General features: G+C 56.4%; 6 protein-coding genes. 4 read left to right on the top strand and 2 right to left on the bottom strand.

What is annotated here, in order from left to right:
* Positions 1 to 125: 125 nt before the first annotated feature.
* Together HBA55_RS14785 and HBA55_RS14780 are read right to left on the bottom strand one after the other, a co-directional pair.
* Positions 126 to 2,330, bottom strand: coding sequence for a putative bifunctional diguanylate cyclase/phosphodiesterase (locus HBA55_RS14785; protein ID WP_166992816.1), 2,205 nt, complete (start codon positions 2,328 to 2,330; stop codon positions 126 to 128).
* A gap of 18 nt (positions 2,331 to 2,348) precedes the next feature.
* Positions 2,349 to 3,932, bottom strand: coding sequence for a methyl-accepting chemotaxis protein (locus HBA55_RS14780; protein WP_166992813.1), 1,584 nt, complete (start codon positions 3,930 to 3,932; stop codon positions 2,349 to 2,351).
* A 458-nt stretch (positions 3,933 to 4,390) separates the two neighbouring features.
* Between HBA55_RS14780 and HBA55_RS14775 the strand changes: the two genes are divergently transcribed.
* From HBA55_RS14775 to ppc, 4 genes are all read left to right on the top strand, one after another.
* On the top strand, positions 4,391 to 4,969 hold the full coding sequence (locus HBA55_RS14775) for a DUF2760 domain-containing protein (protein WP_166992810.1): 579 nt from the start codon (positions 4,391 to 4,393) through the stop codon (positions 4,967 to 4,969).
* Between the two features lie 10 nt (positions 4,970 to 4,979).
* A complete protein-coding gene (locus HBA55_RS14770) occupies positions 4,980 to 6,839 on the top strand; it encodes an Hsp70 family protein (RefSeq protein ID WP_166992807.1) in 1,860 nt (619 codons plus the stop codon).
* A 15-nt stretch (positions 6,840 to 6,854) separates the two neighbouring features.
* The gene (locus tag HBA55_RS14765; protein ID WP_166992804.1) at positions 6,855 to 9,647 is read left to right on the top strand and encodes an Hsp70 family protein; all 2,793 of its coding nucleotides are present in this window, start codon (positions 6,855 to 6,857) and stop codon (positions 9,645 to 9,647) included.
* Between the two features lie 116 nt (positions 9,648 to 9,763).
* Positions 9,764 to 12,448, top strand: coding sequence for a phosphoenolpyruvate carboxylase (ppc, locus tag HBA55_RS14760; protein ID WP_166992801.1), 2,685 nt, complete (start codon positions 9,764 to 9,766; stop codon positions 12,446 to 12,448).
* Positions 12,449 to 12,638 lie beyond the last annotated feature (190 nt).

The following is a 12,638-nucleotide window of genomic DNA, read 5'->3' as shown; positions in this document are numbered from 1 at the left end:
AAGACGATAAAGCACCAACTATGTGCGTTATAGCGATGATCTTGCAGTCTTTTATTGATGTCTAGTCAACTATATTGCGCCAAAAGGAGCCCAGGACAGTGCAGCCCGATCTCTTTTGGTGCATATTAGTGATTGAGAAAAGTGCTCAGATAGGAAGGCAAATCCCTGAATTCCAACGCCGGACTGTAGTGGTAACCCTGCGCATAGCTACAACCCAATTCGCGTAAGAGTTCCAGATGCCTGGGCGTCTCCACGCCCTCAGCAACGGTTTTCATGCCAAAGTTGTTCGCCATTTCAATAATAGTCTTGACCAGATTGAAATCCCCCGGATTCTGATCGATCTCCATAACAAAACTTTTGTCGATCTTGAGAATATCGAAGGGAAACATCTTCAGGTAGGCCAGAGACGAAAAACCGGTACCAAAATCATCCATCGACAGAGTAATCCCCTGCTGTTTGAGTTTACGCAGGTATTCGCCGGCCAAGGTCGGATTTTTCACCATCAGGCTTTCAGTCAGTTCGATACAGACCAATTCGGGTGACAGCCCGATTTCCTGCGCCTGACTGGCCACAGGATCCGGAGTTTTACCGGCGTTCATAAACTCTTGGGGTGAGCGATTGATGGCTACCCCCACTGGCTGCTCCAGCTGCTGATTAAGCTGATGGATATATCGCATGGCCTTGATCGACAACTGCTGGCCCAGTCGTTGTATGAGCCCACTTTGCTCCGCCACGGCAATAAATTCGTCGGGATAGACGGTACCCAACTCCTCGTCCCGCCAGCGTGCAAGCGCTTCAAAGTGGCTGACCCGGCCACTTTCAATATGCACAATAGGTTGGAACCAGGGCTCGATGGCATCAGCATCCAGGGCCCGCTCCAATCGCTGCCGGACCTGCAGATGCCGCAATGCTTGCACCCGCAGCTCCTCCGAGAAGAATGCAAAGGTATCGCGACCATCACCTTTGGCCCGATAGAGAGCCTGATCGGCACAGCTGATCAGGTTCTTGGCTTCCAGGGCATCGGTGCGGAACAGGCTGATACCGATAGAAGTGGAGGCCTTGAGGTGACTGCCGCTCTTGAGAATAAAAGGTTCTTCAAACAATGACAGGATCTTATTGGCCAGGGTTTCGATATTATTGACAGAGTCAAAGGTGGCAAAAATCGCAAACTCATCCCCCCCTAAACGCGCAAACAGGTCGTCGTTGCGCAATCGATAACTGACCCGATCAGCCACCTGCTTCACCAATTCATCACCCACGTGATGGCCCATACTGTCATTGATGGATTTAAAGTGATCGATATCCATCAGCAACAGTGCGGCAACGGTATCCTGATCGCGAAGCGCCGCAAGCTGATGCTCCAGCCGCGCGTTGAATTCGTAGCGGTTGAAGAGCCCAGTCAGTTGATCGTGGGCGGCTTGATAGGAAATCAGTTGCTGGGCTTCTTTTTGATCGCTGATGTCACGATGAATGGCCACATGACTGGCGGTTTGTCCGTCTTTACCGGGAACTGTTGAGATCGAGGTCAGTACCGGATAAGTCTTGCCATTTTTGTGGCGATTCCAGAATTCACCTTTCCACCAGCCTTTGGTCTGCAGGTCTTGCCACAGACTGCGGTAAAACTCTCGGCTCTGTAAACCGGAGTTAAGTATGCTGGGGTCACCTCCCAGCAATTCCTGTTCACTGTAACCGCTGATACGTTCCAATGAACGATTCACGTAGACGATACGATTATCGGCATCGGTGACAATAATGCCGTCTGTCGTAAAGTCGTAAACCTGATGTGCGACTCTCAAGCGCTCGTTTTTATCTTCGAGCTCGGAAATCTTGGCGGTTAGACGGGTCTCGTAATTGAACCGTTCCAGTTCAGCCGAGGCCCTTAGTGCGAACAGTTCAAATGCGGATACCAACCATTCCTGATGCTCAATGGGTTTGTGCCCCAATGCCACCAATAACCCCAGGGGTTCGCCCGATTTACCCCGCAACACCACACCGATATAGGATTCCATATCGAGATCGACCAACATCTTGTCGGCGGGGTAAAGCTTGGTGATTCCCTCGGCAAAACAGCAGATCCCTCTTTGGCTCAGATCGCGGCAGGGGGTACCGGCGAGTTCGTATTCAAAATTTTCCTGACGCCCCGCTTCGTTCCACACCGCCAGCGTACGCACTCGAGTCGTACTCTGGAGGAATTGCCCCACGATCACATAGTCCAATCCCAATTGTCGGGATAATTTTTCTACCAATTTCGCAAAGTATTCCTCACCGCTGTAGGCACTCAGCTCATGAATAAGTTGCTGCGGCTCGATTTCCATGGTTGCACACATCATCCGTAATCCCTTCCTTTGTTAACGACTGCCGCCAAATTGATTGATCATATTGTTGAGTTTCTCAATACTCTCTATCAGCTCACCATTGCTTTTGTTCACCCGCTGGCAGCCATCCAAAGTGTTACTGGCACTATCGTTGATATTGACGATGTTACGGTTGATCTCTTCTGACACCGCGCTCTGTTGCTCCGCGGCTGTGGCAATCTGGGCACTCATATCCGTGATGGTATTGACGTTGCGGGTAATGACATCGAGGCTCGCTTCGGCCTGTTCCGAATGGCTCACACTCTGTTCCACCGCCGCGCTGCTCTCTTCCATGGCCGACACCGCCGAACGTGCCGCCTCCTGTAATGTGTTAATCATCTGAGTGATTTCGCCGGTGGAAGCCTGGGTCTTACCCGCCAGTGAGCGAACTTCGTCCGCCACCACGGCAAATCCTCGCCCCTGCTCACCGGCGCGGGCCGCCTCGATGGCAGCGTTCAAAGCCAACAGATTGGTCTGTTCAGCAACGCTGTTAATGACGTCCACAACTGCACCTATGGTTTCCGTATCCTGAGCCAGTCGCTGAATGACCGAGGAGGCCGCTTCTATTCGTTCGGCAAGACTGCCAATGATGTCTTTTGTGTGACGCACAACCTCACGTCCCTGCTCCACGTTGGTAAAGGCTTCCTGATTGGCGCTGGCCGCCTCGGTGGCGTTGCGGGCCACCTCCTGCACGGTGGCGGTCATTTCCGTCATGGCGGATACCACCAGGTCCACCTCTCCGTTGAGAGCGTGCATATTACCCTGGGTAGCCTGAGTCACCTCGCCGGCTTCGGCAGCCACCTGACCGAGTTCATCTACCGCCTCGGAGGATCTATGAATGATGGTCTGCTGTTGCGCCTTAAGAAACTCTATCGCCAGTTGCAGCTGACCCAGTTCGTCACTGCGACCGGTATAAATGTGCTGGGCCACCGGGTCCTCAAAGATCTTCTTTGCCGACGCCGCAGCACTGATCCAGGGTCGGGCAATAACCCGGCCTGCACCAAGAATAACTGCCAGCGCCAGGACAGCACTGACTGCGGTGATATCCATTGCCTCATTGGCAACGGCGAGACCTATACCGATCCCAAGGCCCAACGCCAAAACACCCAACAACAGGAGCTGTCTGGTCAAGCCGCCCATGCATCGCTGCAACAATGGTTGATAGGTAGCCCCTTTCAGCAGGTCGTGATAGCAATTTGTGGCTCTCTGCACCACCGTGGGCTTCGGTTTACAGCGTACTGACTGATAGCCAATCGTCTGCCCATTCGACACCATGGGCGTTACAAAAGCATTAACCCAATAGTGATCGCCGTTTTTGCAGCGATTTTTGACCAATCCCATCCAGGGCCGGTCCGCCTTGACGGTGTTCCAAAGGCCTTCAAAGGCCGCGCTGGGCATATCCGGATGACGTACGAGGTTGTGGGGCTGGCCCAGCAACTCTTCCTCGCTGTAGCCGCTGATGTCGATAAAGTGATCATTGACGCCGGTAATAATACCTGCAGTGGTGGTCGTACTGACGATGCGCTGATGGCTATCGTATGATCTTTCCTGCTGAGTAACTGGTCCGTTGTTCCTCATAATCCCTAAACCTCTGCAATAGATGCCCCCCAGAAAACTATAGCTCCCGGCGTGGCCCTGGCCAGTGAAATTGTTGTAACACCCACAATCCCCGGTTACCCGGGTGTATCCACCTGTTTTATCGCTTCGGTTTTATAGTGCGCGAGGAGTCTCTTGCGTTTTTTGCGACTTCTGAGAATTTCGCGAAATATGACCGTTTTTTGCGATTTTTGCGACCCCTATATAGGACTCAGTGACCGCTAGTTCATATTGCTTTGACTCAGATCAAAAAAACGGGGCCACCCCCTTGTCCGGCCAGACGACTTCGGGATTTGCGACAGCAGCACTATCATAATAAGGAATTAGCCTTTTCACCGTGCTAGAATCGCGGCAAATTTTACCGGGCCAGGCGTTTTTGCCGGAGCAAGCACAAACGCACCGACCCGGCTCGCACCATCCAGCCCTTTTCGAGGTATCCCATGCAAGTTGATCTCACCAGCTTCCCGCAGAGCCTGGACGCCCTGCATCTGATTCTGGCCGTATTCGCCGGCGTACTCCTGGTCTCCGCCATATTGCGCGGGCAGTCCGACAGTACAGAGCCCGAAGCTACGGAACCCACTCCGCAAGCCCCTGCCCCTCAGCCCAAAACCGCCGACAAACCGGTTGAGTTGCTGGACACCAATCCCACCTCCGCCCTGCAGCTGCTGTCCCTGCTGCAACAGGAAAGCCGTTTTATCGATTTCGTCCAGGAAGATCTGAGCAACTTTGGCGATGCTGACGTGGGCGCTGCCGCCCGTGTCGTTCATACCGGTGCCAAAAAGGTGCTGGATAATTACTTTGAACTCTCTCCCGTCTCCAGCCAACAGGAAGAATCCCGAGTCACCCTGGAGCCCGGATTCAATGCCAGTGAAAACCGCCTGACCGGAAATGTAGTTGGCGAGGCCCCCTTTACCGGCACCCTGGTCCACAAAGGCTGGAAGGCCGAAGAGGTAAATCTGCCCAAGCTGGCCCCCGGGCACAATGCCCGGGTACTGGCACCGGCAGAGATCGAACTCTGAGAGGTAACACATGGAAGAGGTACAGAATACTGAATGCCGCTACTCTGTCGGCATTGACCTAGGCACCACCAATTGTGTGGTGTCCTACACCGAACTGAACACAGAAGAACCCCAGCAGCTCACCCTGGAAATTCCCCAGTTGGTGCGGCCGGGTCAGGTGGAAAACCGTTCGCAACTGCCCTCCTTTGTTTATCAGGCTCACGAGGCGGAACTGGGTGGCAGCGACCGGGCACTGCCCTGGAGCGCCAGCGCCGAACACCTGGTAGGCGGTATTGCCCGGGAATTGGGAAATAAAACCCCCATCAGACTGGTCGGCAGCGCCAAGAGTTGGCTCTGTCATACCGGCAGTAACAGCCACGAAGCTTTCTTGCCTCAGGGCAGCCCGGAAGAAGTGGCTAAAATTTCGCCGGTGGAAGCCACCCGTGTTTACCTGCGTCACCTGCAATCCGCCTGGGATCATCAGTTCCCGGATCATCCCTTGGTCAAACAACAGGTGACGGTTACCCTGCCTGCCTCGTTTGATCCCGGTGCCCGGGAATTAACCGCCGAGGCGGCACAGTCGCTCGGTATTGCGCAGCTGACGCTGCTGGAAGAACCTCAGGCGGCGGTCTATAGCTGGCTTGGCAATAACGAAAACTGGCGCGACCAGGTCAATGTCGGCGATACCATTCTGGTGGTGGATATCGGGGGAGGCACCACCGACTTGTCGCTGATCAGCGTTGCCGAAGAACAGGGCGAACTGGTGCTCAACCGCGTGGCGGTGGGCGACCATATTCTGCTCGGTGGCGACAATATGGATCTGGCGCTGGCCTACGGGCTCAGCACCAAGCTCAAACAACAGGGTACCAAATTGGCTCCCTGGCAAATTCAGGCCCTGGCTCATGGCTGTCGTGACGCCAAAGAGGCATTACTGGGTGATAGTGACGTCGAGGCCGTACCGATTGTTGTGCCCTCTCGCGGCTCCAGCCTGATCGGCGGTTCCATCAGAACGGAACTGACCCGCGACGACGTGTTGAATGCGCTGGTGGATGGCTTCTTCCCCCGCGTTGCCGTGGACGAACATCCGCGCCAGCACACGCGCTCGGCGCTGACTCAGGTGGGCCTGCCCTACGCCCAGGACGCCGGAATTACCCGCCACTTGGCCGCGTTCTTGTGCAAGCACGGTGAAGGCTCGGACGATGAAGACGTCAATCCCTTTATGCCCGGGGCGCCCGCGGCACTGGACTTTATCAAGCCCAGCGCCGTGATCTTTAACGGCGGTGTGCTCAAGGCACCCATGTTGTCCTCCCGTGTTATGGACACCTTGAATCAATGGTTGAGTGAATCCGCCACCCCCGCTGCCCGTTTGTTGACCGGCGTGGATCTGGACCTGGCGGTTGCCCGTGGTGCCTCCTACTATGGGTTTGTGCGCCACGGTCTCGCAACTCACGGCAAGGGGGTTCGCATTCGTGGCGGTATCGCCTCGGCTTACTACGTCGGTATTGAAAGCGCTATGCCTGCGATTCCCGGCATGGCGCCACCGCTGGAAGCATTGTGTGTCGCTCCGTTTGGTATGGAAGAAGGTTCGGAAGTATCGGTGCCCGGTCAGCCTCTGGGGCTGGTTGTCGGCGAACCCGTGCACTTCCGCTTCCTGGGTTCCACGGTACGCCGGGACGATCAGGCTGGAGAGCTGTTGGACGACTGGAACGAAACCGAGTTGGAAGAACTGCCGGAAATCCACATTAACCTTCCGGCCGAGGGTCGCCAACAAGGCGAAGTGGTACCCGTACAGCTGGCTTCCCGTGTGACCGAAATGGGTATATTGCAGCTTGAAGCCATTAGCGTAAATGGCGAGGAACGCTGGAACGTCGAATTCAACGTCAGGGATTAGTAAGGCAGAAGCTTCATGAGCCAGCCCAAATTTCATATCGGTATTGACCTGGGTACCACCCACACGGTGGTCGCCTATGCAGCAGTTGCCGGAGGCGAATCGCAGATCTTTGAGATCGAGCAGCTGGTGGCGGCCGGCGAGATCGGCAAGCGCCCCTACTTGCCTTCGTTTCGTTACCATCCGGCGGCCGGGGAATTGGCGGAGACCGATGTGGTCTTGCCCTGGAACCAAACGCTGGACGATGAAATTGAACGTGTCGTTATTGGTGAATGGGCTCGTGAACTGGGTTCCAAGACCGACAGCCGCTCGGTGTTCAGTGCCAAAAGCTGGCTCTCACACAATCAGGTTGACCGCACCGCCGCCATTCTGCCCTGGGGCGCTGAAGCTGACGATGTCGACAAAGTCTCGCCCCTGCACGCCAGCGCCAGTTACCTCTTCTATCTGCGCTGCGCCTGGAATCACCAGCACCCCGAAGCGCCCATGGAACTGCAGGATGTGGTCATCACCATCCCTGCTTCGTTTGATGAAATGGCCCGCTCGCTGACACTGGAAGCCGCCGCCCTGGCCGGCGTCCATCGCGTTAAACTGTTGGAGGAACCCCAGGCCGCCTGCTACGACTGGTATAGTCTGTGCCAGCAACAATTGTCGCGGCAAACCCTGGAACAACGGCAGTTGATGTTGATTGTGGACGTGGGTGGCGGCACCACCGACCTCAGTCTGGTGCAAATCAGTACCGATGCGTCGAAACCACTACCGGAACTCAAGCGTATTGGGGTGGGCGACCACCTGATGCTGGGCGGCGATAATATCGACCTGGCCATGGCTCATATTGCCGAACAGCAGATTGCCGGTAATGCCAGTAAAAAACTCTCTACCGCGCAGTTGGCGCAGCTGACCCAGCAGACACGCATCGCCAAAGAAACGCTGTTGAATGAACCCGCGCCGGATACCGCAAGTGTTACGGTTCTGGGCTCCGGTTCGCGACTGATCGGCGGTGCCCGCTCTGCTGCCCTGGCCCGGGACGATATTCAGCAGCTGGCGCTGGACGGTTTTCTGCCACTTACAGATCGCCACGAGCAACCAGACCGCCAACGCAGCGCGATTGTGGAACTCGGTCTGCCCTACGCGGCCGAGCCCGCTATCAGTAAACACATCGCTGAATTTATCCATCGACACCAGACGGTCTGTACCGAAGCACTGGGACGATCAATCGATGGCGATCAATTGGCACTCCCTGATGTGGTTCTACTGAACGGCGGCTTTTTTAACAGCCCGATCTTGGCCCAGCGCTGTGTCGAGCTGCTGAACCATTGGCGTCAACAACAGGGTCAACCCGCCGCAGAGTTATTGGTCAATCATCGTCCCAACGACGCCGTTGCCTTTGGCGCGGTGGCGTTCGGCCAGGCCAAACGCAATCGCGGCCTTGTCATTGGCGGCGGATCAGCTCGCAGTTTCTTTCTGGAAGTCCCCGGAAAAAACCAAGAAAAGCTGGCCATCTGTGTCTTGCCCAAAGGTACGGACACCGAAGAGGCGGTGCCGTTAAGCAGCCGGCGCTTTCAGCTGAATTTGGGCCAGCCAGTCAGCTTCAACCTATTGGCCAGCAGCGGTGACCTGCCCTACAAAGCCGGCGAACTGGTCAGCGAAACCGATCAATCCCAACTGCAATTACTGCCCCCCGTGATTGCGGCACTGGAACAACGAGGCAACCAACAGGAAACGCTGGAAGTTGAACTGCAAGCCACCTTAAGTGAAGTTGGCACCCTGGCTTTGGAGTGTGTGAACACCCGAGATTCTGAACAACGCTGGCTGCTGGAATTCCAGATCCGCAAGTCCGGCAAACCGCGCACCCGCCTCGGTGCACTGCCTGAGCGCTTTGATGAAGCCCTGGAAAAAATCGAGACCGTCTATGGTCAGAGCGACAAGGAAGGTAATCCCAAGGCGATTAAAACCCTGCGCGCCGACCTGGACAGATTGTTGGGCCCCCGGGATCAATGGAACTCTGAAACACTGCGCGCGCTGTTTGATGCTTTGCTTGATAGTGCCAAACGCCGACGTCGCTCCGCCCAGCACGAACGCAATTGGTTAGTGCTGGCTGGATTTACATTGAGACCCGGTCTGGGTTTCCCCGCCGACGAATGGCGGATCGAACAAATCTGGCCGATTATCGAGGCGGGACTGCAATACGAAGATCACCAAAGCTGGGCGGCCTGGTGGACGTTTTTGCGACGCATTGGCGGCGGCTTTCCCGGCGATGTGCAAGAAATGATCTACGACGTCTTCCGTCATTTTCTCGACCCGGCCAACCTCAGCAAACGCCAGATCATGGCGGAGCTGAAAGACCTGTCGGTGGAAGACATGATTCGTCTGGCCGCCTCTCTGGAGCACCTGCCGGTCGCCACCAAGGTGGAATTGGGGGACTGGCTGCTCGAACGGCTTAAACAGCGCGGAGAGACTCTCACCAGTTGGTGGGCACTGGGCCGGGTGGGAAGCCGTGAGCCCTTCTACGGGCATCTGGAAAACCTGGTACCGCTGGAGGTGGCATCACGCTGGCTACAAGCCGTGCTGGAACAAAACTGGAGCAAGACACCGGAGGCGGCCCAGGCCGCCATTATGCTGGCCCGATGCACGGGCGATCGCGGTCGAGATGTGGATGTGAAACTGCGCGGCGAAGTGGCGCAGCGGCTCAAGGGCATCAAGGTGCCCGAGCTGTGGGTGCGCATGGTCACCGAAGTCACTGAACTCAGTGATCAGGAAAGCAAAGTGGTGCTTGGCGACAGTCTGCCCAGTGGTTTAATACTTATGGAATAACGTTTTGGTGGCATCGCCGGTTAGCCCCCGGCTGATGGCCACAACCACCCTTGGTTTTCTGGTAGAGTTGGCATTCGGTAACTTTTGAGTTTTAACGACAGCCAGCGAGCCAACCTATGAGTCAAGATATCGATGCCCCCTTGCGCGACAACGTCCGTCTGCTGGGGGACCTGCTCGGCAATACCATTCGCGAACAGGTGGGGGACAAGGTCTACGAAAAAGTAGAGCAGATCCGCTCCCTCGCCAAACAGGCGCGCGCCAGTGGCGACTGGCAACCACTGCTGGAACTGATGAGCGACCAGCCCGACAACGAGCTGGTACCCGTGGCCCGCGCTTTTACCCACTTTTTGAACTACGCCAATATCGCCGAGCAGCACCACCGTGTACGTCGGCGCCGCCAGCGTCAGAGCGACACCGAAGCCGCACCGCAATTGGGCACGCTCAATGAACTCTTACCGCGACTGATCGAACAGGGCAAATCCAGGGACGAAATCTGGGAGACTGCAGTCAATATGCAGACCGAACTGGTCCTGACGGCTCACCCCACGGAAATCGCCCGTCGCACCTTGCTGCGCAAATACAACGATATCAGCGAGATTCTGAAGACTCTGGATCACCCGGATCTGACACCGGTTGAGCAGCAAGATCAGCATGCACGACTCAGGCGCCGCATCATCGCCGGTTGGCATACGGACGAAATCCGACGCCACCGCCCCACCCCCATAGACGAAGCCAAATGGGGCTTTGCGGCGATCGAAAACACCTTGTGGGAGGCGCTGCCAGACTTTCTGCGCGAATTCGATCGCCAGCTCGAGCAACACACCGGTAAACGCCTGCCCCTGGACGCCGCACCGCTGCGTTTCGCCAGCTGGATGGGTGGCGATCGTGACGGCAATCCCAATGTCACCGCCGAACTGACAGAGGAAGTGTTACTGCTGGCACGCTGGGAAGCGGCCGAATTGTTGCGCCGGGACATTCACGAATTGCGTGAAGACCTGTCCATCGGTGATTGCACCCAGGGGGTTCGCGAGCATGTGGGTGAACACCGCGAACCCTATCGCGAACTGCTGCGTGATGTACGCCAAAAACTGGAGAATACCCGCGACTGGGCAGAGGCCTGTTTGAACGATAAGAGCCTGCGACACAAGCCTTATCCCAAGCCCATTTATCTCAATGACGAAGAACTGCTGGAGCCACTGCAGCTGATCCGTCGTTCACTGATCAATTGTGGCATGGAAGCCATCGCCGAAGGCAGCCTGGCCAATATCCTGCGCCGCATTGCCTGTTTTGGCCTGACCCTGATGCGTCTGGACGTGCGCCAGGAATCCACCCGCCACGCCGAAGCGATCCACGAAATCACCCAATACTTGGGGCTGGAACAGGATGGCAAGGGTTATCTGGATTGGAGCGAGGAAGACAAACAAGCATTCCTGCTGACCGAACTGGCCAGCCCGCGTCCGCTATTGCCCCATGATTTCAGCGGTGACTTTGAGCCCACGCCGGAGACTCGTGAAGTTATCGATACCTTCCGGGTGCTTTCCCGTCAACCCGCTTCCGCTTTAGGCGCTTACATTATCTCCATGGCCACCCATCCCTCCGATGTGTTGGCAGTCCGACTACTGCAGAAAGAAACCGGCTGTCGTGAGCCACAGCGCATTGTTCCGCTGTTCGAAACCCTGGATGATTTGGAAGGTGCGGCCAACACCATTGACCGACTGCTGTCCGTCGATTGGTACCGCGACGACATCAACGGTCATCAGGAAGTGATGATCGGCTACTCGGATTCAGCCAAGGACGCTGGCTTTTTCGCCGCCTCCTGGGCCCAGTACCGTGCGCAGGAAGCGCTTAGCGAAACCTGTGCCCGCCACGATGTGCACCTGACCCTGTTCCATGGCCGCGGCGGCTCTGCCAGCCGTGGCGGTGGTCCCGCTCACGCCGCACTCCTGTCACAACCGCCGGGCACCATCAAAGGCTCTGTGCGTGTTACCGAGCAGGGCGAAATGATTCAATTTAAATTCGGATTGCACGGCATTGCCGAACAGAACCTGGAGCTCTACGCCAGCGGCACCCTGGAAGCCACCTTGGCACCGCCACCGGCACCCAAGCCCGAATGGCGACAAATGATGCAGCAACTGTCCGATCTCTCGGTCGCCGAGTATCGCCGCATCGTACATAAAGATCCGCGCTTTGTACCCTACTTCCGCTGCGTCACCCCTGAACAGGAGCTGCGTCGCCTGGCCCTTGGCAGCCGCCCTGCCAAACGTCGCGCCAGCGGTGGTGTGGAAAGCCTGCGCGCCATCCCCTGGGTGTTTGCCTGGACGCAGATGCGGCTGATGCTGTCCGCCTGGCTGGGCACCGGCAAGGCGCTGGCCGCCACACTGGACGGCGGTGAACAGGAAACCCTGATCAAGGATATGGCTCAAGACTGGACTTTCTTCCGTATGTTGTTGGATATGCAGGAAATGGTACAGGCCAAGGCTGAAAACAAAGTGGCGGCCTACTACGAACAGCGCTTGTTGGAAGACAACGACCTGGCTGAACTTGGCGAGGAACTGCGCGAGGGACTGACTCAGGCCACCGAAGTGCTACAGCAGATCAGCGGCCATCCGCTGCTGGAAAAACTACCCTTCCTGCGCCGTTCCATCGATGTGCGCAACCCCTATATCGATCCGCTGCACATCACTCAGGTGGAATTGATGCGTCGGCTGCGCAAACTGGAGGAAGGCCAGGAGCCGGTGTTGGAACAGGCGTTAATGGTCTCTATTGCCGGTATCGCTGCCGGATTGCGCAATACCGGTTAACGCTTCAACGAGTTGACGGCAAACATCAACCCATCCGCGGGTCGGCACCCTGCCGACCCGCTCACTATCACTCTGATAAACTCTCCCCCCCTACTCTAAGACTTTAGTAGTAGAGTGATACGACCAACGTCCAATTGTTCGCATTTGTGCCAGGATCTATGCTGAAGCTACATCATAAAAAGCATGGAAA

The sequence above is a fragment of the Pseudomaricurvus alkylphenolicus genome (assembly GCF_011683955.1).
Taxonomy (GTDB): Bacteria; Pseudomonadota; Gammaproteobacteria; order Pseudomonadales; family Cellvibrionaceae; genus Pseudomaricurvus; species Pseudomaricurvus alkylphenolicus.
Note: the sequence above shows the minus strand (reverse complement) of the source record. Positions and strands in the feature narration are given on the sequence as shown.